This window comes from Diplocloster hominis (assembly GCF_032380655.1).
In the GTDB taxonomy this organism is placed as follows: domain Bacteria; phylum Bacillota; class Clostridia; order Lachnospirales; family Lachnospiraceae; genus Diplocloster; species Diplocloster hominis.
In genome coordinates this window covers 1-24,068 of record NZ_JAWDIY010000051.1, presented here as the reverse complement: position 1 = coordinate 24,068, position 24,068 = coordinate 1, and the positions used below count along the sequence as shown (strand labels likewise).

The 24,068-nt window shown below is 47.0% G+C and carries 21 protein-coding genes; 13 read left to right on the top strand and 8 right to left on the bottom strand.

Annotated features, from left to right (window positions below):
* Positions 1-3 precede the first annotated feature (3 nt).
* Together ABC831_RS24735 and ABC831_RS24730 are read left to right on the top strand one after the other, a co-directional pair.
* Positions 4-531 carry a TadE/TadG family type IV pilus assembly protein gene (locus tag ABC831_RS24735; RefSeq protein WP_343250743.1) on the top strand — a complete coding sequence of 176 codons (528 nt, stop codon included), beginning with the start codon at positions 4-6 and terminating at the stop codon, positions 529-531.
* Entirely contained in the window at positions 494-1,615 is a 1,122-nt protein-coding gene (locus tag ABC831_RS24730) for a DUF6382 domain-containing protein (protein ID WP_343250742.1), read from the top strand. The genes ABC831_RS24735 and ABC831_RS24730 overlap by 38 nt, the downstream gene beginning before the upstream one ends.
* A 146-nt stretch (positions 1,616-1,761) precedes the next feature.
* On the opposite strand, the gene ABC831_RS24725 is transcribed toward ABC831_RS24730, so the two are convergent.
* The gene (locus ABC831_RS24725; protein WP_343250741.1) at positions 1,762-2,487 is read right to left on the bottom strand and encodes a sensor histidine kinase; all 726 of its coding nucleotides are present in this window, start codon (positions 2,485-2,487) and stop codon (positions 1,762-1,764) included.
* Positions 2,488-2,600: 113 nt separating this feature from the next.
* Here ABC831_RS24725 and ABC831_RS24720 point away from each other — a divergent pair, with 113 nt between their 5' ends.
* Complete coding sequence (locus ABC831_RS24720) at positions 2,601-3,011, top strand: HIT family protein (protein ID WP_343250740.1); 411 nt, start codon at positions 2,601-2,603, stop codon at positions 3,009-3,011.
* Between the two features lie 14 nt (positions 3,012-3,025).
* On the opposite strand, the gene ABC831_RS24715 is transcribed toward ABC831_RS24720, so the two are convergent.
* Together ABC831_RS24715 and ABC831_RS24710 are read right to left on the bottom strand one after the other, a co-directional pair.
* A complete protein-coding gene (locus ABC831_RS24715; protein WP_343250739.1) occupies positions 3,026-4,114 on the bottom strand; it encodes an undecaprenyldiphospho-muramoylpentapeptide beta-N-acetylglucosaminyltransferase in 1,089 nt (362 codons plus the stop codon).
* Between the two features lie 30 nt (positions 4,115-4,144).
* Complete coding sequence (locus ABC831_RS24710; protein WP_343250738.1) at positions 4,145-4,393, bottom strand: TIGR03905 family TSCPD domain-containing protein; 249 nt, start codon at positions 4,391-4,393, stop codon at positions 4,145-4,147.
* A 441-nt stretch (positions 4,394-4,834) separates the two neighbouring features.
* Here ABC831_RS24710 and ABC831_RS24705 point away from each other — a divergent pair, with 441 nt between their 5' ends.
* Complete coding sequence (locus ABC831_RS24705) at positions 4,835-5,425, top strand: hypothetical protein (protein WP_343250737.1); 591 nt, start codon at positions 4,835-4,837, stop codon at positions 5,423-5,425.
* A gap of 70 nt (positions 5,426-5,495) precedes the next feature.
* Complete coding sequence (locus ABC831_RS24700; protein ID WP_343250736.1) at positions 5,496-6,845, top strand: glucose-6-phosphate isomerase; 1,350 nt, start codon at positions 5,496-5,498, stop codon at positions 6,843-6,845.
* A gap of 88 nt (positions 6,846-6,933) precedes the next feature.
* Here the strand turns inward: ABC831_RS24700 and ABC831_RS24695 are convergent, their stop codons facing one another.
* On the bottom strand, positions 6,934-7,197 hold the full coding sequence (locus tag ABC831_RS24695; protein ID WP_343250735.1) for a hypothetical protein: 264 nt from the start codon (positions 7,195-7,197) through the stop codon (positions 6,934-6,936).
* Between the two features lie 43 nt (positions 7,198-7,240).
* Positions 7,241-7,447 (bottom strand): helix-turn-helix domain-containing protein, encoded by a 207-nt coding sequence (locus ABC831_RS24690; protein ID WP_158341974.1) that lies wholly within the window; start codon positions 7,445-7,447, stop codon positions 7,241-7,243.
* A gap of 648 nt (positions 7,448-8,095) precedes the next feature.
* Between ABC831_RS24690 and ABC831_RS24685 the strand changes: the two genes are divergently transcribed.
* The 4 genes from ABC831_RS24685 to ABC831_RS24670 all read left to right on the top strand — a co-directional run bounded on the left by ABC831_RS24685 (position 8,096) and on the right by ABC831_RS24670 (position 13,194).
* The gene (locus ABC831_RS24685; protein WP_158351452.1) at positions 8,096-8,743 is read left to right on the top strand and encodes a GTP pyrophosphokinase; all 648 of its coding nucleotides are present in this window, start codon (positions 8,096-8,098) and stop codon (positions 8,741-8,743) included.
* A 338-nt stretch (positions 8,744-9,081) separates the two neighbouring features.
* A complete protein-coding gene (locus ABC831_RS24680; RefSeq protein ID WP_343250734.1) occupies positions 9,082-10,731 on the top strand; it encodes a putative manganese-dependent inorganic diphosphatase in 1,650 nt (549 codons plus the stop codon).
* 25 nt (positions 10,732-10,756) lie between these two features.
* A complete protein-coding gene (locus ABC831_RS24675) occupies positions 10,757-11,320 on the top strand; it encodes a flavin reductase family protein (RefSeq protein WP_343250733.1) in 564 nt (187 codons plus the stop codon).
* A 5-nt stretch (positions 11,321-11,325) separates the two neighbouring features.
* A complete protein-coding gene (locus tag ABC831_RS24670) occupies positions 11,326-13,194 on the top strand; it encodes an ATP-dependent nuclease (RefSeq protein WP_343250732.1) in 1,869 nt (622 codons plus the stop codon).
* A 13-nt stretch (positions 13,195-13,207) separates the two neighbouring features.
* On the opposite strand, the gene ABC831_RS24665 is transcribed toward ABC831_RS24670, so the two are convergent.
* Positions 13,208-14,422 (bottom strand): DNA polymerase Y family protein, encoded by a 1,215-nt coding sequence (locus ABC831_RS24665; protein WP_343250731.1) that lies wholly within the window; start codon positions 14,420-14,422, stop codon positions 13,208-13,210.
* Positions 14,423-14,646: 224 nt separating this feature from the next.
* Between ABC831_RS24665 and ABC831_RS24660 the strand changes: the two genes are divergently transcribed.
* The 3 genes from ABC831_RS24660 to ABC831_RS24650 all read left to right on the top strand — a co-directional run bounded on the left by ABC831_RS24660 (position 14,647) and on the right by ABC831_RS24650 (position 18,321).
* The gene (locus tag ABC831_RS24660; protein WP_343250730.1) at positions 14,647-15,156 is read left to right on the top strand and encodes a shikimate kinase; all 510 of its coding nucleotides are present in this window, start codon (positions 14,647-14,649) and stop codon (positions 15,154-15,156) included.
* A gap of 65 nt (positions 15,157-15,221) precedes the next feature.
* A complete protein-coding gene (locus ABC831_RS24655) occupies positions 15,222-16,754 on the top strand; it encodes a peptidoglycan DD-metalloendopeptidase family protein (RefSeq protein WP_343250729.1) in 1,533 nt (510 codons plus the stop codon).
* A 274-nt stretch (positions 16,755-17,028) separates the two neighbouring features.
* Complete coding sequence (locus tag ABC831_RS24650) at positions 17,029-18,321, top strand: UDP-N-acetylglucosamine 1-carboxyvinyltransferase (RefSeq protein WP_343250728.1); 1,293 nt, start codon at positions 17,029-17,031, stop codon at positions 18,319-18,321.
* Between the two features lie 215 nt (positions 18,322-18,536).
* Here ABC831_RS24650 and pyrG read toward each other — a convergent pair whose 3' ends face one another.
* A complete protein-coding gene (gene pyrG / locus ABC831_RS24645) occupies positions 18,537-20,165 on the bottom strand; it encodes a CTP synthase (RefSeq protein ID WP_343250727.1) in 1,629 nt (542 codons plus the stop codon).
* 513 nt (positions 20,166-20,678) lie between these two features.
* Positions 20,679-21,539 carry a nitroreductase family protein gene (locus tag ABC831_RS24640; RefSeq protein WP_343250726.1) on the bottom strand — a complete coding sequence of 287 codons (861 nt, stop codon included), beginning with the start codon at positions 21,537-21,539 and terminating at the stop codon, positions 20,679-20,681.
* A gap of 235 nt (positions 21,540-21,774) precedes the next feature.
* On the opposite strand from ABC831_RS24640, the gene ftsH reads away from it, so the two are divergent.
* On the top strand, positions 21,775-23,766 hold the full coding sequence (ftsH, locus tag ABC831_RS24635) for an ATP-dependent zinc metalloprotease FtsH (RefSeq protein ID WP_343250725.1): 1,992 nt from the start codon (positions 21,775-21,777) through the stop codon (positions 23,764-23,766).
* The last annotated feature ends 302 nt before the right edge of the window (positions 23,767-24,068 follow it).

Here is a 24,068-nt window from a genome sequence, read left to right as displayed (position 1 = left end):
ATCATGTATATAATAAAATTTTCCAGTCTGAAAATAGAAAATAAACGTAACAAATCATGGAAAGGCAGTTACACGGTCGAAGCGGCTTTTTTGTTTCCTGCTATTTTGGGTATCCTGGTGCTGGTACTCTATCTTGCATTTTATTTATCGGATCTGGCTGTGCTGGATAACTTAGCCTGGCAGCTGGCATTAGAAGGCAGCCTGGCGGGAACGCAATGCAGGGATATACAGGAGATCGAGCAAGAACTGTATGAGAAAGCAGAGGGACGGCTGAATGGGAGAACCCTATGCGTACAATTCATGAATATGGATTTGGATGTGACGAAGAAAAAAACTACAGTTTCCTTTTCAGGAAAAATTGTAATACCGGGGCTTCCGTTTGTGACTGAAATAATAGGCGGGAGGGATGGTATCGTGTCTGTGGAGAGGACGGCCCAGGTTAGAGACCCGGCCGGATGGATCAGGAATATCAGAAAACTGGAAGGGATGGCGCATGAAACAAATGGATCAAATGGAACAGATACACGGTGAATATAGGCGGGATCTGAATCATAATTATCTGATACTGGATAAATATGAAGACGGCTGCGAGGATACTTATGAAATCCGTATGCTGGAAGAAAATCATCTGAAAGGACTTCTGGAATGTCAGATGAGAAATTTAAACGGAAAAAACCAGTTCTATTATGAAATCAGTTCCAAACAGCCTATGGCTGGGATTTATGATAAGAAAGCCTTAGGGTTTGAGGATATGTATCACCTCTGCCGGAATTTAATGAAAACACTCGATGAAACGGAAGATTATTTGCTGGATACCAGCCGGTTGGTTCTATGGCCGGAATATATTTATATGGATGTGGAAACAAAAGAATTTTTCTTTTGTTATCTGCCGGGATTCGAATGTGAGGCAGTGCAGGGGTTTCATCAGCTGGCAGAATATATGCTGGCGAAACTGGATCATCAGGATGAACGGGGGGTGATCGTCGGATATGAGGTGTACAAAAAAACTATGGAAGAAAATTATAATATGGAGCAAATTCTGGAATTATTCCAGGATAACCAAGCTGGCTATATTCCTGTAAGGGACAAAGAAGAGGAGGCTGTGAGGGAAGAACCTGCGGAAAAAGAAATGCAGGCGGAGGCTTCAGACAGAAAAGAGGGTTTTTTCTCCTGGCTGTGGGACCGAAGACGCAGGGATACCGATATGGATGCGGAGGAAAAAGGTTACGAAAATATACAGGATGAGGAGTTTTTGACAGCAGAGGTGGCAGAAGAGACTGAATACGGCAGCACTAAGCTTCTATTTTACGAGGAGGATTCTATGATTCACAGACTGGATTGCGGATGTTATGGTATGTACGAACAGCAATTAAAAGAAGGAGAAGGGTGGACCATAGGAAAGCTGCCTGAATATGCGGATGTATTGCTGAACGATCCAAAAGTCAGCCGTATTCATGCCAGAATTCATATGGAGGAGGGAAAATATTACATAACAGATCTGAATTCTACCAATGGAACTTACCTGAATGGAGTACAGCTGGGTTCCAATGAAAAGACGGAAATAAGACAGGGGGATGAAATCAGTATCGCGCATATCCGATGCAATTTTGTGTAGCGGGATCATTTTGGCAGTGCCCTTAAAATCAACCAGGAGCGCTTTTTGTTTCATAGCAGCACTTTTCAATGAAATAAAAAAAGGTGCCGCAAATATCATTGCAACACCAGGTATAATCTTGTAAAATGTAAGTAGGCCGAAGGAGGTTAATAGGGAATCTTTACCGTGAAGGTGGAGCCTTTTCCTAATTCGGATTCCAGGGTGAGAATGCCTCCGTGAGCTCGTACGATTTCAGCGGCCAGAGGCAATCCGATACCGGTGCCTGATTTTTTAGTTGTCACAAAGGGTTCGAATATCAATTCCTGGGAAGCCTCGTCGATACCACAGCCATTATCAGTTATTTTAAATATAATGTAAGACCCTTCTTTAAACAGCCGGATTCGTATACAGCCGTTTTCGTGAACCGCGTCGCAGGCATTTATAATCAGATTGAAAATGGCTTCCCTTAATTTGGCTTCGTCGCCCTGGAAGCATGGAAGATTTTCTTCGCACTCGGACTCCAGCTGAATATGATTATTTTCAATGAGAGAGCGGGCTGATTCCAGAATGGCTTTTACGGAAGCATAAGGATCTATGGTGTTTAACCTTAATTTAGAGGCGTTACCGATCGCGGATAAATCCTGGAGTAGAATGATCAGATTTTTAATATCCTCGATGGTACTGTACCAGTGAGGAAAGTCTTTTACTTCCGGATGGGATGATTGAATAAACTGCATCGAACTGTTAATGAGTGTCAGAGAATTGCGAAGCTCATGAGATACTTTGGAGAGGGTTACTTTATGACATTCCTGAAGTTTCTGAATGATTTCTCTGGCATCTGGGTTTTCTTCCATAAGAGCCAGCATTTTCTCATTATCTTGTTTACTTAACATAATATCACCCCGTTTCTTTCAGTTTATCATTGGGTCTTTGAAATATCAATTAGAACAATTCGACATGAATCGACAGGTTATACTAAAAATTTACATAGAAAGAAGGAACTGAAATGAAAGACAGTACCTGTATATTTTGCAAAATAGCAAATGGTGAGATTCCGGCAGCAACCATCTACGAGGATGAAGATTTTATGGTAATTCTCGACCTGGGGCCGGCGGCCCGTGGGCATGCGTTGATTCTTCCCAAAGAGCACTATGCCAATATCTATGAACTGGATGAGAGTATAGCGGCCAAAGCATTTGTGCTGGCAAAAAAAATGGCCACACATATGACAGAGGTACTTGGATGCGAAGGATTCAACATCGTGCAAAATAATGGACCGCTGGCCGGACAGACAGTATTTCATTTCCATGTCCATCTGATCCCCAGATATCCGGAAGATCAAGTCGGTTTGACATGGAAACCAGGAGAAGTGTCGGCTGAGGAACTGGATGAACTGGTGAAACAGCTGCGCGGCTGAAGGAAGGCTCAGATTTACACCGGTGTGTTATGACCGGTCTCTTTGACCGCCTGCTCAATCAAATTCGTAATAAGCTCAATGGAATTCGTCTGACCGCTTTTGGACATAGCATCCATAAAGATATAACGGTCTTCATATAGTTTGTTAATCGCTTCCAATAGCTTCCGGTCGGTCAGGGATTCTTCCTCTAATACGAGGCTGAAGCCCTGACGTTCCAAAGAGCGGGCATTCAGAATTTGATCCCCGCGGCTGGCGTTGGCAGAAAGCGGGATTAACAGATTAGGTTTGTGCAGGGCCAGCAGTTCACAGATGGCATTTGCACCGGCACGGGAGATTACGATATCGGCCAGAGCGAACAGATCGCTCAATTCTTTTTTTATATATTCAAATTGAATATAACCGTTCGTACCGGTAAGGGTCTGATCTAATTTTCCCTTTCCGCACAGATGAATGACTTGATATTTCTGAAGCAGTTCAGGAAGTATCAGGCGGATGGCATCGTTTAAGATGGTAGAGCCGAGGCTCCCGCCGATGATCAGGATTACCGGTTTGTTTGCGGTAAAATTACAAAATTTTAGAGCCTCCAGTTTATTCCCGTTCAGTAATTCCTGCCGTATGGGGGAACCTGTGAGCACAGCTTTTTCTTCCGGCAGATAATGAAGGGTCTCAGGAAAATTACAGCATACTTTATAAGACGATGGAATACACAATTTATTGGCAAGGCCGGGAGTCATATCCGATTCGTGGATGATCACAGGGATTTTGCTGCGGCCTGCGGCCATAACTACAGGCACAGAGACAAAACCGCCTTTGGAAAATACGACGTCCGGTTTCAGTTTTTTCAGCAGTTTCCTTGCCTGCGAATATCCTTTCACGACCTTAAAGGGATCGGTAAAGTTCTTAGGATCAAAATATCTCCGCAGCTTTCCAGACGAAATCCCATAATAAGGTATTTGAAATTCTTCGATTAACTTACGCTCAATACCTTCGTAGGAACCGATATAATGTATGTCATAATTTAATTCCTTCAATTTCGGCAGCAGAGCAATATTTGGCGTGACATGCCCGGCTGTTCCGCCTCCGGTGAGGACTATCCGCTTCATAAGAACCTCCATGAATCTTATTATTTACTTTTACAATGATTGGTTTGCAGCTGATTTCAAAGCCTGGGCCAACTGGTCCGGACAGGATGTATTTTTATAACCACATTTGATACCTTCCATTTTAGCAATCGCGTCCTGTACTTTCATTCCGGTTACCAGCCGTGCCACTCCCTGCGTATTTCCGGAACATCCACCGATAAATTCCACAAATTTTATTATATCGTTGTCTAACTCCAGATGGATTTCCTGAGAACAGACGCCTCTTGTTTTATATGTCATATTTATTCCTCCTTTATGATCAGTAAAAGTATAGCAAATAATTTAAAATTAATCCAGCCCGAAAACAGAGCACGGAACTTTTCCCAGACGGTTTTGTGTTATGCTGGGTGTACTAATCTGGGTAATTAGGTCGAATGCACTCTTCCGCTGTCGGTTCAGGCCGTGGGGCTTGTTTTCTTGTCTAAGAATGTAAAACGATTTTCCTTCCAGGCATCTTTTCAAATCAATCAGCATTCGGTATAATGAATTGTAAAAATCTGGAAATTATTTCGAAAGGGGATTGAATAATTTATGTGGAAGGAAATTATTAGCAGGGGATTTATTACCTACTGTATATGGGGGGTATGTGGCTTAGGTATTCTTGGAAAACTATTAGCACATTTGGGTTACGCCCACTATGCAAGGGTGACCGGAAAAATACCGGAGACACGCAACAAACTGATGAAAAAAATGAAAATGAAATTTGAAAGCTGCTATAAACTGAATTTGGGAGTCAATAATATTGGATTGTTTGTGGACAAGCAGTTATCCAAAGTCCGTTTTTTAGGTATCCGTCTTCACAGATGGGAACGGCTTCCGGGTAATGCTATGCGTCTTTGTCTGCTCCTTGGATGCACGGGTGCATTCCTATGCTATTATTATGGCTATCCCACCCAAAATATAACCACATATTTAATTATGGGCGGCGGCGGAATACTGGCCGTTGGGGCAGTAAGCGGCTTGCTGGATGTGGAGTATAAGAAAAATATGGTACATATGAACGTTTGTGAATACTTAGAGAACTACATGGCGAACCGCCTGGCGCATCAATATATAGAGAAAAAAGCGGCGGCCGGCATGGAAGAAGAAATGGCTGATGATAATATGCTGATCATGGACCCAAATGTGGAGACAGAGATCGCCAGTATGAAGCGAAGCCTGGAGCAGATCGCAGCCGGAAGCAGCAAGAGACAGGAAGAAATGCAAAAAGGGATGCAGGCTGCACAGGAGGAAGAAGTAATCCAGGAGATACTGACGGAATATTTAGCTTGATAAAGAGAGTCGGATTTGCTACAATTTTTATATGAATAGTTTTACTATAAAGAAAAAGAGGTGTATTAGAATGGCAAACAAAGTATCATTCGACTACTCGAGAGCAAGCTCTTTTATCCGCGATGACGAAGTGACTATGATGAGCAAGCTGGTTCTGGATGCCAGAGAACAGTTAGTTTCCAAAAGCGGTGCAGGGAATGACTTCCTTGGCTGGATCGATCTTCCGGTAGACTATGACAAGGAAGAGTTTGAACGGATCCAGAAAGCCGCAGAGAAAATCAAAGGAGATTCCGATGTCCTGCTGGTAATCGGAATCGGCGGATCCTATCTGGGAGCCAGAGCGGCGATTGAATTCTTAAGGCATAGTTTTTATAATATGGTTTCCAAAGAGACAAGAAAAACACCGGAAATCTATTTTGTAGGCAACAGCATCAGCAGTACGTATATTAATGACCTGATGGATGTTCTGGAAGGAAAAGATTTTTCTATTAATATGATATCCAAATCCGGGACAACCACAGAGCCTGCGATTGCATTCCGGGTGTTCAAGAAGATGCTGGAGGACAAGTATGGAAAGGAAGAAGCCTCCCGCAGAATCTACTGCACCACGGATAAAGCCAGAGGCGCTTTGAAAAACCTGGCTACGGAGGAAGGATATGAATCCTTCGTGGTACCGGATGATGTGGGCGGACGTTATTCCGTATTAACAGCCGTAGGACTGCTTCCCATCGCGGTCAGCGGTGCGGATATCAAGAAGCTGATGGAAGGCGCTGCTTCCGGTAGGGAACGTGCACTGAATTGCGAGTTTACGGAGAACGACGCGTTGAAATATGCCGCTGTCCGCAACATTCTGCTTCGAAAAGGGAAAGCGGTGGAAATCGTAGCTAATTATGAGCCAAGCCTTCACTTTGTTTCGGAATGGTGGAAACAGTTATATGGAGAAAGCGAAGGGAAAGACCAGAAGGGGATATTCCCTGCATCTGTGGATTTGACAACAGATCTGCACTCTATGGGACAGTTTATTCAGGATGGTTCAAGGATTATGTATGAAACCGTTCTGAATGTGGAAGGTTCCAGACATGAACTGGTAATGGGTGAGGAACCCGTAGATCTGGACGGACTGAATTATCTGGCCGGGAAAACGGTGGACTTTATCAATAAAAGCGCGATGAATGGTACGATATTGGCACACACCGACGGAAACGTACCGAACCTGATGGTAAATATCCCAGAGCAAAACGAGTTTTATCTCGGGGAACTGTTCTACTTCTTTGAATTCGCCTGCGGGATCAGCGGTTATGTATTGGGCGTGAATCCCTTTGACCAACCGGGTGTAGAGAGCTATAAGAGAAATATGTTTGCACTTCTTGGAAAACCGGGATATGAAAAAGAAAGAGAAGAGTTGATGAAGAGACTGTAAATTAGGAATCCGTCTCGCTAAAGCATAAAAAGCGGTTGTAGAAAGAGGAATGATAATGATTCATCTTTCTGCAACCGTTTCTTCAATACTACTCTTCGATAATCTGGATCTCAAGGTAATCAAAATCCAGCTGTTCAATAAAATTGTCCTGCCGGAACCGGGTTTTATCATGCATTTTAAACTCTTCTACATTAGCATCCAACCAGATTGGTTTTGGAAGATCAAATTCATAACAGATCTCATCTAAAGCGTGAAATATTTTATGCGTTCTGGTATCATCCGATTCAATACAGATGACGGTATCCTTTAAAAGATGGTTGCTGCGAAAAATTTTTCCCCATAATCGAAACATAAAATAACTCCTAATAATGATCCGTCAACAGGTTACCGGATTATTATAGCTCATCTTCGCGATATTGTGCAATATCTTTGATATCACAAGTTAAAATATTGCAGAGGCGATTAAGGGTATAGGTAGATACACATTGGTTCCGCTTCAGCCTTTGAATCTGGCTGGGACTGAAATTATGATACTTGATTAATTTGTATGTAGTTATTTCTTTTTGACGCATAGTTTCCCATAATTTGTCAAAACATATCATTTTATCAACCTCCCACATATACATTAAAGGGTATGTTTTCTATGCTGTATATATACTATAATATGTGTATACACTTAAAATACACATAGGGGGAAGTATACCATGTAAGACAAGCTGTCAGAGAGAAGAATAGTGCGAAAGAAGATGCGAGAAGTGTGATGGACATGATCTTCCCAAGAGCGAAATCATAATGGACTGCTGTTCGCAAATAAATTAGAATGCAATCGCGTATTTTCCGGATATGTATCCCAGTGAGTAATATTCGGGATTACAGATATTGCTACCCTAACGGAAGTGCAGCTAGAAATAATCTCAGATTATCATCCAGTAATAACAATTGAATGATATAGATGAAATAATACTTAGCGAAAGCTTTTCTATCGGTCAGTCATATGTTGTTGTGTTTTTTCGCTACAGACCATTATATACTTTTACAGTAAGGTTTGCCAATAGTTAATGGGAATTTTTGGATAAACAAGTGCGAAATGATTCCGTATACATAGAAGATATGCCCAAAATAGAAAGATTAAATATTTCTAAACTTCCTTAAAATACTGAAAAAACACTCGCTATTTCGACAAAGTATGGTATAATAATGCTGTTGCGCTGTGATACGGCAGCGGGGAAGATAAAGGGGAATGGGTAAGTATGAGTAATTTTTCAGACAGGCTGTATGATGATGTTGACAGCTGGGAAACTACGATGTTTTTATATAATTCGGCTTTAAAAGAGGTCGGTACCAAACTGGAGATATTGAATGATGAATTTCAGCATATTCATCGTTACAATCCTATCGAACATATTAAGTCCAGAATCAAACTGCCGGAAAGCATTGTGAAGAAACTCAAGAAAAACGGTTACGAGAGCAGTATCGAAAACATGGTAAAGTATGTAAATGATATCGCCGGGGTTCGGGTAACCTGTTCCTTTACTTCCGATATTTACCGGCTGGCAGAAATGATCGGGAACCAAAGCGATCTGAAGGTATTGTCTATCAAGGATTATATTAAAGCGCCAAAAGAGAGCGGTTATAAGAGCTATCATATGTTGGTTACCGTTCCGATATTTTTGTCGGACAGTGTGGTGGACACGAAGGTGGAAATTCAGATCCGAACGATAGCTATGGATTTCTGGGCCAGTCTGGAGCATAAGATCTATTACAAGTTCGAGGGAAATGCGCCTGATTATATCAGCCGGGAACTGCGGGAATGTGCGGAGATGATCTCGAAGCTGGATGCGAGGATGTTATCACTAAATGAGGCGATCAAGCGTGTGGATGCTAAACAGGGAAGATAATAGAAAGGCCATGGGAGCGGTTTTCCCATGGCCTTTTATAGAATGAGGAGTGCCCCGGTATCAGAGATACCGAGGCTATTATGAAAAAATTTATCTATGTGTGTAATGAAACACATTGCAACCTGTTGAATGAACTCTTATTCAACTATAGCTAGTATAGCAATAAATTATGAATAAATTATGAATACAATATGAAATTATCATGAAATATACACAAAACAAATAGAAAGATGGAATGGATATAATACAAAATACCCAATTTCATTTAGGCGTTGTAGGAGTTTTGCTTCTATATTATAATAAAAGCCAGGGGTTATTTATTTGGAGGAGATTATAGAATGGATGAAAACAGAAAAATCTACGTGATAGGCCATAAGAATCCGGATACGGATTCGATCTGCTCGGCAATCGCTTATGCGGATTTTAAGAGAAAAACGGAGCAGGGAAATTTTATAGCCAAGCGGGCCGGACAGATCAATGAAGAAACCCAGTATGTATTGAACCGTTTCCAGGTACCGGCGCCAGGATATCTGTCCTCGGTTTATACCCAGGTCCGGGATGTGGAGATACGGAAAACACAGGGAGTGGAAGAGAGCATTTCATTGAAAAAAGCCTGGGGCCTGATGAAGGAATCCGGGATCGTCACCCTGCCGGTCACGTCCAAGGTTAACCAGCTGGAGGGCCTGATTACGATCGGAGATATCGCAACATCCTATATGGAAGTATACGACAGCCGGATTCTCTCCACAGCCAGAACCCAATACAAAAATATTCTGGAAACTCTGGATGGAACAATGGTAGAAGGGAATCCTCATGCATATTTTATAAAAGGTAAAGTGGTAATCGCTGCCACCAGCCCGGATCTGATGGAGGATTATGTGGAAGACGATGACCTGGTAATTCTGGGGAACCGTTATGAGTCCCAGCTCTGTGCGATTGAGATGAATGCGGCCTGTCTGATCGTATGCGAGGGAGCGAAAGTGTCCCAGACGATTCGCAAGCTGGCCAGAGAGCGCAGCTGTCAGGTGATCAGCACGCCTCATGATACGTACACAGTGGCCAGACTGATTAATCAGAGTATGCCCATCAAGCATTTTATGACCAGGGAGAGCCTGATCACGTTCACCACGGATGACCTGATCGATGACATTAAGGATATCATGGCGAGAAAGCGCCATCGGGAATTCCCGGTTGTGGATAAGCGCGGTATCTATATCGGGATGATTTCCAGAAGAAACCTGTTAAATATGAACCGGAAGCAGCTGATCCTCGTTGATCACAATGAAAAAAGCCAGGCGGTTGACGGAATCGAATCCGCCGAGATACTGGAGATTATCGATCATCACCGGCTGGGTACGATCGAGACGATCACGCCGGTATTTTTCCGTAATCAGCCTCTGGGCTGTACGGCTACCATTATCAGCCAGATGTACCGGGAGAGAAATATAGAAATTCCGGTTCGGATCGCAGGGCTTCTGTGCGCGGCTATCATTTCCGATACCCTGATGTTCCGTTCCCCAACCTGCACGGCAGAGGACCGGGCGGCAGCAGAACATCTGGCCGGGATAGCCGGGATTGACGATCTGCCCACATTTGCCCACGAGATGTTCCGGGCGGGAAGCAATCTGAACAGTAAGTCGCCGGAAGAGATCTTTTATCAGGACTTTAAAAAATTTAACGTCAGCGATGTCAGCTTCGGGGTGGGCCAGATCAATTCCATGGAGCAGTCGGAGCTGGAGGAGATCAAAGGGAAATTGATTCCCTATATGGAGAAGGCTTTCCAGGAACATGATGTTACCATGATGTTTTTTATGCTGACCAATATTATTGATGAGCGGACGGAGCTGATCTGCTACGGGGGCAGTTCCAAAGAGCTGGCGGCAGAGGCTTTCGGTCTCCCTGGGGATACGGACTCCATGATGCTGGAGGGCGTGGTATCCAGGAAAAAACAGCTGATACCGGCGTTTGTCACGGTACTGCAGCAGTAGTCAATTGGATGAATGGGAGGAAGCTATGGCAAAACAGGAATGGAGACCCGGAAATATGCTCTATCCGCTGCCGGTGGTGCTGGTTACGGTATCCGATGGAGCGGGCATAGATAATGTCTTGACTGTGGCATGGACGGGAACCGTCTGCACGAACCCAGCGATGGTATCGGTCTCGGTGCGTCCCGAGCGGTATTCGTACGAATTCCTGAAAAAAACAGGAGAGTTCGTGATTAATCTGACGACCGAGAAACTGGCCTTTGCCACGGATTTCTGCGGCGTGCGTTCCGGGCGGGATATGGATAAATTCAAAAAAATGAAACTGACGAAAACACCCGCCAGTGTGGTAAAGGTACCCATGATACAGGAAAGCCCGGTGAATATTGAGTGCCGTGTGACGCAGGTCCTGCCTCTGGGCAGTCATGACCTGTTCCTCGCCAATGTGGTGGCGGTACACGCAGAGGAAAACTATATGGACGAAAAAGGCAGGTTTGATCTGGAGAAGGCGAAACCCATTGTATATTCCCATGGTGACTATTTCGGAACGGGCAGGAAACTGGGGAAATTTGGTTATAGTGTGAGGAAAGGATAGCATCTATGAAAATACGATCCCTAACCATACACAATTTTAAATCCATCCGTGATCTCAGGATAGAAGAGATCGAGAGCGCTATGATTGTGGTGGGCAAAAATAATACGGGAAAAACGGTTATTCTGGATGCGATCCTGGCTATGGCAGGCTATTATCAAATACGTTCCACAGATTTTGGAGACGGGCAGGGAGCGATCGAAATCGGCGCTACGCTGGAGATCTCTGACGAAGATCTGACTGAGCTGCATCAAAGAGGCGTGATCAGCCGATATAAAAGTTTCGAGGCGTGGCTCAGGGAATTCAGGAACCGGCTGCCGGCATTCCAGGCAAATACGCTGTCCTTCACCTGTACGATTCATAAGGACGGAAAGATCAGTTACAATGATGGGATACGCAGGAACAATAAATATATTCCCATGCTGATTCCGCGGATTCATTATATCGACCACAGGAGGGAACTGACCGGAATTCAGAACGATATATTTGTGGCTCAGACGAGACAGGATCTGGCGGGGCTTCGGGATAACCGGTGCGTGTTTGACGAATCCAGAAAATGCAGCCACTGTTTTAACTGCATCAATGTGATAAACCGGAAGGCGCCGGCGGATATTACCATTACAGAAACGGTCAGACTGCTGGAGTATAAGCTGTTTCACCTGAATGTGGATGCTTTTGCGTCGCGCCTGAACCAGTATTTCCATAAAAACAGCGGACGTTCCCAGGACATCCGGTTTGAAATGAAGTTCAATATTGATGAATTGTTCCATATCGATACGCTGGTAATCAACAATGACCGTTATATGGAAGGTTCCATCGAGATGCTCAGCGAGGGGATCAAGAGTATTTATATCCTGTCCCTGCTGGAAGCCTATATTGATGATATGAATCCGATTTCTTCTATTATAATGATAGAAGATCCGGAAAGTTATCTGCACCCGCAGCTTCAGAAGGTGGCCGGTGAAATTCTTTATCGCCTGTCCAAGAAAAATCAGATTATATTCTCGACCCATTCCCCTAACCTGCTGTTTAACTTCACCAGCCGGCAGATCAAACAGGTCGTGCTGGATGAGAACTATTATACGACGATCCGGGAAAATGTGGATATTGACGAAATACTGGATGATCTGGGGTATACGGCCAACGATCTGATGAATGTCAGCTTTGTCTTTATCGTGGAGGGCAAGCAGGGCCGGAACCGCCTGCCTCTTCTGCTGGAAAAATACTACTCTGAAATCTATGATGAGGACGGAATGCTGCAGCGGATCAGTATCATTCCGACCAACAGCTGTACAAATATCAAAACCTACGCGAACTTGAAATATATAAACAAGCTTTATTTAAAAGACCAGTTTTTGATGATCCGTGACAGTGACGGCAAGAACCCCAAATATCTGGTGAAGCAGCTCTGCAGCTATTATGGTGCCAGAGCAAATGAAGAAGGCGGTGACAGTGTTCCGAGAGTTCAGCCCCGCAATGTGCTGGTCCTGAGATATTATTCATTTGAAAATTATTTTCTGGAACCAGCTGTCATGGCCAAAATCGGTGTGATCCAGTCAGAAGAGGAATTCTACAACATTCTGTATGCAAAGTACAAGGCCTACCTGTATAAAGTCCCCAGTATGAAACGGATGATAAAAGTAACCGGGGCCAGGATCAATTCCAGGGAGGACTTAAAGCTCCATATGGAAGCTATCAAAATTTATGTCCGGGGCCATAATCTCTACGATATCTTCTACGGCCGGTACAGAGGAGACGCGGAGACAGAGATTCTGAAGAAATATATCGACGCGGCTCCCCGGGAGACCTTTCAGGATATCCTTCAGGCGATCGATCATTTTGTCTATTTTCAAAACAGAAGAAAAGAGGATGTTTGAAGATAAATGGCAGTTACAACTCCCCATCCTCTTTGGCCCGTTCCATCAAGCTGCCGCGCACGACAGCGCTGTTCCCATATTTCAGGCGGATTTGATCCAGAGCCGCGTCCAGTTTCTTCTGCTTCGCGGAGACGGGCTTTTCCAGATCAAACAGGCTGATCTGGATCGGTGTGTCGATGGGCACCAGCTTAGAAGTGCGGATTCCGAGCAGGCGGATCGGGCCATGGTTCCAGAGCTCCTGAAAGAGACGGTCGGCACACCCATAGATCGATGCGTTCGTGTTTGACGGGACCGGGAGCTGGGCCTGATGGGAGAAAACTGTAAAGTCACTGTATTTGATTTCTACTGATACCATGCCAGCTAACTGGCCGGCACTTCTTAACCGCTCGGATACAGATTCGGCCAGGCTGCGGAGTATAATTTGGGCTTCCGGAAGGGTGGTTACATCCTGGGGGAGCGTGGTGGAGTTTCCGATCCCCTTGGCTTCTGCGGGAGAACCGATCACAGGAGTGTCATCAATGCCGTTGGCGTATTCCCAGATCAGGCGCCCGTGGCTTTTTAAGTGCGCGCTCAGAAGAGAGGGGTCCGTGCGGGCCAGATCACCGATGGTGAGTATTTCCAGCTTGTGGAGGAGCTGGGCGCTGGAGCGTCCGACCATGAACAGCTCCTCCACCGGGAGCGGCCACATTTTTGTGGGGACCTCCTGGGGGAACAGGGTGTGAACCCGGTTGGGCTTTTCGAAATCGGAGGCCATTTTCGCCAGAAGCTTGTTGCAGGAGATTCCGATGTTGACGGTGAAACCAAGGTCGGAGCAGATCCGGTCCCTGATACAGACGGCGGCGTCAACCGGTGAAGCGTAGTGATGCGTCATTCCGGAGAAATCCATGTAGCACTCATCCACACTGACTTGTTCCAGGTCCGGACTGTATTCGGATAACAGTTCCATCAGCCGGCGGCTGTATTCATGATAAAGATGGTGATCCGGCGGTTCAATTACCAGGTTCGGGCATTTGCGCAGCGCGTCCACGATGGGTTCCCCGGTCCGGACACGGAAAGCCTTGGCCGGGCCCGATTTTGCCAGCACGACACCGTGACGGCTTTTTTGGTCGCCCCCGATGATGGCCGGGATGCCGCGCAGATCGATCCCATCCCCGTTTTTTAAATGTTCTACGGATGTCCAGCTTAGATAAGCGGAATTTACATCAATGTGAAATATTATTCTGTCCATAGCTACATTATAAAGGTTCAGGGAAGAAATGACAATTGCCTTCCGGATGCAGTTTGTGTTACAATTTCGTTACTATACACGGAAGCTGGTAGGGGACAGGCCCCTTTCTCCGCGCAGTTACCGGAATATTTGACTCTGCTGCCGAAAGGTGCCAGTTTCTTCTCCATCAGCCGTGAATAGTTACATAATTTCCACTGACAAAATGAAGGAGAGGTTAGACATAAATGGACAATGTAATACTGATCGGAATGCCCGGAGTGGGGAAAAGCACTGCCGGGGTTGTGCTGGCGAAGATACTGGGATATGAGTTTATAGATTCTGATCTGCTGATACAGAAAGAAGAAAAGCGCCTGCTGGCTGAGATTATCGAGCAGGACGGCATCGACGGCTTTATTGCTGCGGAGAACCGGGTAAACGCCTCGATTGAGGCCGAGAGATCCGTGATCGCCACAGGGGGGAGCGTTGTGTACGGTGAGGAAGCCATGGAGCATTTAAGAAAGATCGGAACGGTTGTGTACCTGAGACTGTCTTACCGGACGCTGGACCGCAGACTTCATAATATAAAGGGGCGCGGCGTGGTGCTTAGGGATGGGCAGAACCTGGCGGATCTATATGAGGAGCGGACACCTCTTTATGAGAAGTATGCGGATATTGTGATCGATGAGGAGGAGCTGAGTATCGAGGAAACCATCGAAAATATACAAAAAGCCCTTTACAAGGCTGATAATTGTTGATAAAATGAATCTGTTACAAATATATTACGAAATGATTACGGCGTGGAAAGTTATATGGAGGCGTTATGAGGAAATATAAAAATTATCGCCATGTGATGAAGTATACTTATGTCAAAGCGGTTGCCGTTACGTCGGGAATCATGTTGTTGACGATGCCCCTGGTGGGCAGCAGATTCGGTTCCGGGGATTATTATGAGGTTTCCGTGGATGGACAGGTTGTAGCCGCCGTCTGTGATCCGGAGGAGGCTAAGCAGGCGATGCTGGAGGCCAGAAAAAGGCTGTCCCGTGAGTCTGAGGACATGATTTTCATGGATGTGGACATGGAGGCCAACGCCAAGGAGACATTGGTAGGGTCGACCATGAGCGGGGAACCCCTGGTGAATGCGATCTATGATAAGCTTAAGACCGCAGAGCAGGAAACCAAGGGAAAAGCCTACACGGTTAAGATCAATGAGTATACCGTCACAGTGGCCAGCATGGACGAAGTGGTCCAGCTGCTGGATGCGGCGAAAAATAAATACGATGTAAATAACGAGTTTACGGTGGAACTGGTGGCAGACCAGGGCAGGGAACTGAATGTATTTACCACCAGCCTGAACAAAGTGGACAAGTCTGAAAATGAGGTGGATACGGTAACCTCTGCGATCGAAGGTGCCGCGGGTATCGAAGCGGAGGCGCCGATTCCGCAGGTGTCCGGTGAGAACGACGGTATGGTGGACATCGACTTTGATGAAAATGTGGAAGTGGTGGAGGCTTATGTGGAGCCGGAAGAAATCACTCCCGTGCAGGAAGCCATCGATCAGGTTACGAAGGATAAAGAAAAGAATACGGTCTACGAGGTAAAGTCAGGAGATACCATATCTACCATCGCCAATGGAAATGATATGAGAGTAGCCGAGCTTCTGGATGTCAACGAAGGTCTGTCGGAAGATACGGTCATCCAGCCCGGCGATGAACTGATCCTGACGGTTCCGGAGCCGGAGCTGTCTGTGGTGACAAAAGAAGAAACTACTTATGATGAGGACTATGAAGCCCCGATCCAGTATATCGATAACGACTCCTGGTACACCACCAAGGAAGAGGTGATCCAGGAGGGGAGTACCGGACACCGGCAGGTGACGGCACTGGTGACCTCCAGGAACGGTAAGGAGATCAGCCGGGATATCATAGCGGAAACGGTTACGGAAGAACCTGTGGCTAAGATCGTGGAGAGAGGAACTCTCGTTCCGCCCACATACGTCAAACCGTTGTCCGGAGGAAGGCTGTCATCCCAGTTCGGAAGACGCTGGGGCCGGATGCATGAAGGCGTGGACTGGGCGTGCCCGGTGGGAACCGCAGTCAGAGCGTCCTGCGGCGGTACCGTGATAAGAACCGGATGGATGGGCGGATATGGAAACTGTATCCTGATTCAGCATCCCGACGGCAGGGTTACCAGATATGCCCATTTGAGTAAGATACTGGTGAGCCCGGGGCAGTCTGTCAAACAGAATGATAAGATCGCCCTAAGCGGAAATACCGGTAACAGTACCGGGCCGCATGTGCATTTTGAAATACTGATCGGCGGATCACCGCAGAACCCGCTCAAATATTTGAATTAAAGACGGTGGTTTAACGAGAATCCAATCGAATATTAAAATTAATGACGAAGGAACGCCTGACGGGCGTTCCTTTTTTTGGCCAATATCTGGAATCCGAAACTTTCGATTTACAAATGAGGAGTTTGTGCTATAATAGTTTTAATGAAAAAATCCAGGTTTGTTGGGAGGCGGCCCGGATTTTGGTTTCTTTATTCAAAAATAGAGGGTGTCACAGACAGACCCCGGTTGATTTGCATATTATGAAAAAGTTGATGAAATAGTATAGAGGTGCGTCATGGAACAATATATCATTAAGGGCGGAAACCCTTTGGTAGGCGAAGTGGAAATTGGCGGAGCAAAAAATGCCGCTTTGGCTATACTAGCTGCGGCTATTATGACCGATGAGACAGTAGAGATAGATAATTTACCGGATGTAAAAGATGTAAACGTATTATTAAAGGCGATTCAGGAGATCGGCGGGAAAGTGGAACGCCTGAACCGGCATTCCGTAACGATCAATGGTTCCATGATTGGCAGTGTGGTTGTGGAAAATGATTATATAAAAAAAATACGGGCTTCTTATTATTTGCTGGGCGCTCTGCTGGGCAAGTATAAGAGAGCGGAGGTAGCTCTTCCTGGTGGATGTAATATCGGCAGCAGGCCGGTGGACCAGCACCTGAAGGGCTTTCGTGCGTTAGGCGCGAGAATCGATATTAAGCATGGAATGATTATCGCGGAAGCGGGCAGCCTGACCGGGAATCACATCTATCTGGATGTGGTAACTGTGGGAGCCACCATCAACATCATGATGGCGGCGGTGATGGCATCCGGAAACACTGTGATCGAGAATGCGGCAAAAGAACCTCACGTGGTGGATGTAGCCAACTTCCTGAACAGTATGGGAGCCAATATCAAAGGAGCCGGAACGGATGTGATCCGGATCAAAGGTGTGGAGAAGCTGCACAAGACCAGCTATGCGATTATTCCCGACCAGATTGAAGCCGGTACGTTCATGTTCGCTGCCGCCGCCACCAAAGGCGATGTCATGGTAAAGAACGTGATACCGAAGCATCTGGAGGCGATTACCGCCAAATTAATGGAGATCGGCTGTGAAGTCGAAGAGTTCGATGACGCGGTTCGTGTGGTATCGTCCAAAGGATTAAAGCACACCCATGTGAAAACCTTGCCGTACCCGGGTTTTCCCACGGATATGCAGCCTCAGATCACTGTGACCCTGGCTCTCTCGGAGGGAACCAGCATCGTTACGGAGAGCATATTTGAGAACCGGTTTAAATATGTGGATGAACTTTCACGCATGGGAGCAAATATCAAAGTCGAAGGGAATACGGCCATCATTGATGGGACCGAACGATATACGGGGGCTGGAGTGACAGCGCCTGACTTAAGAGCCGGAGCGGCACTGGTCATCGCAGGGCTGGCGGCTGAAGGAATCACGACAGTAGACGATATTTTCTATATCGAAAGAGGCTACGAGGCCTTCGAAGACAAACTTCAGAATCTGGGAGCCATGATTGAAAAGGTATCCACCGAAAAAGATATCCGGAAATTCAAATTAAAAGTGGGATGATACAGCCAGTACGGCGAAATCCCTAACAAAAAGGCACTAAGTGCCCATAACGAAAAAAATAGGGCTGTCGGGAAATGAATCAGCTATACCAGATATGGTACATAATTGCAAGTTTCGCATCAACATCTGGTATGCCAATTTATTTCCCGACAGCCCCAATTAGTATATCGCTTCCGGCTTTTATCAGGGACAATCCCTTCCTGCCAGGAATTTACCTAATCAGCATTATTGAAGCCGGCACTGCCAGCCATCTTTACAGCAGCCTGAATAAAACCACGGAACAGAGGATGAGGCCGGTTGGGCCGGGATTTCAATTCCGGATGGGCCTGTGTGGCTACGAACCAAGGGTGACCGGGAAGTTCGATCATCTCCACGATACGGCCGTCGGGAGACAAACCGGAGAGCTTCAATCCGTTTTGCTGCAGCACGCCCCGATAATCATTGTTTACCTCATAGCGGTGTCTGTGACGTTCATAGACCGTTTTGGCGTTATAGAGATCATAAGCGGCGGAAGTTTCATCCAGGACACAGGGATAGGAACCGAGGCGTAAAGTACCGCCGATGTCCGTAACCCCATTCTGATCCGGCATCAGTGCGATAACGGGATGACCGGTTTCAGGATTCAGTTCGATACTGTGGGCGTCGGGATAACCGACCACGTTTCGTGCGAACTCTACGATGGCCAGCTGCATACCCAGGCACAGGCCAAGGAATGGAATACCTTTGGTACGTGCGTAGCGGATAGCCAGAATTTTTCCGTCGATCCCCCGATCGCCGAAGCCGCCGGGTACCAAGATCCCCTGTACATCTCCCAGCATTTGATCCAGGCTGCCTTCATTTAAAAGCTCCGAATCGATCCACTTGATATTCACCACCGCGGAATTGGCTATCCCTCCATGCTTCAGGGCTTCCACCACGCTGATGTACGCGTCGTGCAGCTGAATATATTTCCCGACCAGAGCCACTGTGACTTCCTGTGTAGGATTGTGCAGTGCCTGCACCATACTGCTCCAGTCCTCCAGATCGGGATCGGGACACGGCAGATGCAGACTTTCACAGACCACCTGTGCCAGCCGTTCTCTTTCCATTGCCAGCGGGGCCTCATACAGAAAATCCACATCCAGATTCTGCAGCACATGAGCGCTTGGAACATTACAAAAAAGCGCGATTTTATTTTTAATATTCTGATCCAGAGGATACTCCGAGCGGCAGACGATGATATCCGGACGGATACCCATCCCCTGAAGCTCCTTCACGCTGGCCTGGGTAGGCTTTGTCTTCAGCTCCCCGGAAGCCTTCAGATAAGGAATCAAAGTAACATGAATCAAGATCGCATGATCCCGGCCCACATCGTGCTGGAACTGCCGGATCGCCTCCAGAAACGGCTGTCCTTCAATATCACCTACCGTCCCGCCCACCTCGATGATGGCGATCCTCATCTCTGTATCCGAATCATTCCGGTAAAAGCGGCTCTTAATTTCGTTGGTAATATGGGGGATCACCTGCACGGTGCCTCCTCCAAAATCCCCGCGTCTCTCCTTATGGAGAACCGTCCAATAAATCTTTCCTGTAGTCACATTCGAATTCTTATCCAAACTCTCATCGATAAATCGTTCATAGTGCCCCAGATCCAGATCTGTCTCCGCCCCGTCATCTGTGACAAAAACCTCTCCATGCTGAATCGGATTCATCGTTCCCGGATCAATATTAATATAAGGATCGAATTTCTGCATCGTCACCTTATACCCACGGGCCTTTAAAAGTCTTCCCAGGGAAGCCGCAGTAATACCCTTCCCCAGTCCGGAAACCACGCCTCCAGTTACAAATACATATTTTACCGGCATAATCTGCTTCCTCCTCCATATGCTTATAACATACTTTACAGCATCCCTTAATGCATGCCCTTCGGGCAGGGGCGCAGCGTTCGCTGCTCCATAAGGAATACAAAATAAAAGTAATAGAAAAAACAAAAAAAGCGTCAGTCAGGGTATGTAACACCAACTCCGCTTTGAGCTGTCCATGCAGCAGTTTACAGACCGCCGCACAGCTTTATTGAATTCTGCTACATTATACAACTATGATTCCTTAAAATCCAGATTTTTTTTCATAAGAACCGTAAAAATTTGAAAAATAGGAAATATCCATAAAAACACCCCGCTAAACACCGCAAAAACCATCTAATTTGCCTCATAGCACCCCACTCCACCTGCGCATCACGGGAGAGAGGGCCTGATGCGCGAAGGTGGGGGCAGAGGGGACAAATACGGGCGGGAAATGCTTCAGATCAAGCATTTCCACACCCGCATTTATCACCGTTCCTTATCCGTACACTTAGGAATGAAAAGCCCTAAGACAGCTCAGACCTGGCAATACGCAGCCGCATACCAGTCCCCGGGCAGATTCAGTTCCTGATCCGGACTTCCCATCACCCAATGGAAATTCCAGGATATCCCCTGCAAAAATACCTGCGTGAAGTGCAGCATGGCAATCCCGATGTTTAATTTCTCATCGTTTGCGTTGGTCATGCCATCCTTTTTGACCGCCAGGGTAATATGATTACCATCTAATATCAGTCGGTAAGGCTGCAGATTCAAAAAGGAGGGAGCGAGACTGGTGGCATACAGGGCGCGGATCAGATAATCATTATTCATTAGTTCTTCGACCGGGAATTTTCGGCCCCAGGTTTCCTTGCAGACAAGTTCGGATACATTGATTTTAGGGGCGACGTGTCCATCCCGTACGTTGGTATTGATATCAGACTGGGTTTTGATATCCAGACGGAGCAGTTTTTTCTCCTGCTTCCCGTATCCGAAACCAATCAGTGCGGCTATCTCCAGGCCGGAAGAGATCTGTAGGGCCTCTTTGGCAGCTTCCCTGTTCAGTATGGTCACCCAACAGCTGTCCAGGCCTAACTCCGTGATCTTGAGATCCAGTTCTTCGCCGATGTAGCCGGTGTTTTCCACGTAGTGCTCTTTGGGTTCGGAGAGAAGAACCAGGTAATAGGGCGCGGGAATCAGAAACTCCTGATAGCCGGCGATACCTTTCAGTTTGTGGATGGCCTCACCTTCCAGAATCCTGAGTGATGTGCGGATATCGGGAATGAGTCCGGAGCAGCCCACGTAATGGGTCTGTATTTCTTCTAAGATATGGGCGGGGACTGCTTTTTCACGGAATTCCCGGATAGACATTCTTCTTTCGATCAGATCAAAATAATTCATGATAAACCTCCTTTACTCTGCGCAAAATAATAAGGATGCGTTTTTCTTCCTGTTTTCTATTTTAGCCTAATAGGGAGAGAATGTCGACCTATTTCCGGTTTCGGGCGAAACAGGGATCTGAGAAGGTACAGTTTATAAAAACTTTAGAAAACACACGGAAATTTCACAAGGTATCTATTGATTTATAAAGGAACTAACCATATAATAAGAAGTGTTTATTACGAGGAGGAAAAAGATGGAGAATAACAACAATCAAAACCAGAATGGCAAAGAACCAAAGAATAAGCAGACTCTGGTAATGGTTTTAGTTTGTGTATTGGTAGCGCTTTTGTTAATGAGCGTTTTCAGTAATTTATTTAGCGGCACGAGTGCGAAGGAAATCCCTTATAATCAGTTCTTATCGATGCTGGATGAGGGCCAGGTGGCAAAGGTAACGGTACAGTCAGATTTAATCACGATTGTTCCGAAAAATCAGCCGAACCCGCTGTTTGAAATTACTTATCAAACGAACCGAATGCCGGATGAAAAATTGGTAGACAGACTGGAAGAAGCAGGAGTGGAATATTCGGCCGAAGCGCCGGACGTGGTTTCTTCCGTCATTTATACGATCTTAAGTTTTGCGATCCCGCTGGCTCTTTTGTGGATCGGTATGAGCTTTATCATGCGCCGGATGTCTAAGGGCGGCGGTATGATGGGCGTTGGCAAGAGCAAGGCCAAGGTTTATGTGCAGAAGGAGACTGGTGTCACGTTCCGGGATGTTGCCGGGGAGGATGAGGCCAAGGAATCCTTACAGGAGGTGGTGGACTTCCTGCACAATCCGGGCCGGTATACGAAGATCGGCGCCAAGCTTCCGAAAGGAGCTCTGTTGGTGGGGCCTCCCGGAACCGGTAAGACACTTCTTGCCAAGGCGGTAGCCGGAGAGGCGCATGTGCCGTTCTTCTCCCTGTCGGGTTCGGATTTTGTGGAAATGTTCGTAGGAGTGGGAGCTTCCAGAGTCCGTGACCTGTTTGAAGAGGCGAAAAAATCCGCGCCCTGTATTATATTTATCGATGAGATCGACGCCATCGGTAAGAGCCGTGACAGCCGGTACGGCGGCGGAAACGATGAGCGGGAGCAGACCTTGAACCAGCTGTTGGCGGAGATGGATGGATTCGACACATCCAAAGGCCTTCTCATACTGGCGGCCACCAACAGACCGGAAGTCCTGGACCCGGCGCTGCTGCGTCCCGGCCGCTTTGACCGACGGATTATCGTGGATAAGCCGGACCTGAAAGGCCGGATCGATATTCTGAAAGTACATTCCAAGGACGTGCTGCTGGACGATTCCGTAGATCTGGAAGCCATCGCGCTGGCCACATCCGGAGCCGTGGGTTCTGATCTGGCCAATATGATCAACGAGGCGGCTATCAATGCGGTCAAGCACGGCAGACAGGTCGTGTCCCAGTCTGATATATTCGAGGCGGTGGAACTGGTCCTGGTCGGAAAAGAGAAGAAAGACCGGATCATGAGCCGGGAAGAGCGCCGGATCGTATCCTACCATGAAGTAGGGCATGCGCTGGTCAGCGCACTGCAGAAGGATGCGGAACCCGTTCAGAAGATCACCATTGTTCCCAGAACTATGGGTGCTCTGGGATATGTCATGCAGGTTCCGGAGGAAGAGAAGTTCCTGAATACGGAGAAAGAGCTCCGTGCGATGCTGGTGGGCCTGCTGGCCGGCCGTGCGGCGGAGGAGATCGTATTCGACACGGTAACCACAGGGGCTTCCAACGATATCGAGAAGGCTACCCGTGTGGCCCGGGCAATGGTAACTCAGTACGGTATGTCCAAGAAATTCGGTCTGATGGGCCTGGAATCCATCGAGAATCAATATCTGGACGGACGGACCGTGTTGAACTGCGGGGATGCCACTGCAGCTGAGATTGATAAAGAAGTTATGCAGATGCTGAAGGACTCCTATGAGGAGGCCCGGAAGCTTTTAGCTGAGAATCGGGAGGTTCTGGATAAGATCGCCGCTTTCCTGATCGAGAAAGAGACCATTACCGGAAAAGAATTCATGAAGATTTTCCGGGAAGTCAAAGGTCTGCCGGAACCCACGGAAAAGGATACCGCAGAAAAACGGATCATGGACCGCCAGACGGAGCCTGCCCGGGTCATCGAGCTGGGGACTGTGTCTTCGCAGCCTTTAGACGGCGAGGCGTCTGGGGCGTCTGAGCCTGGGGAGGTTTGAGCAGGGGTAGGTAGGGACTTAGGGCCGGGAGCGTGGAGTCCGGAAGCCGGCCGGTTCGGGAGTCGGAGCAAAAGAAGCGGGAGCCTGTCCGATAACCAGGTGCCCCCGCCAGGAGGCCGCCCAGTACGGACGTACCCCGGGAGACCGTCAGGGGGCGCGGTGCGGTGTCTATGGTCCTCTTCCTCACTTAAGGCTGTTACCCGGTGAAATCTAAATGAAATCGGTCCGGCAGGTTTGCGGTCCGTGGCTGATTCGCCCCGAATGCCGGATGCATTCGCGGCTCAGCAGCCACCGAAAGACTG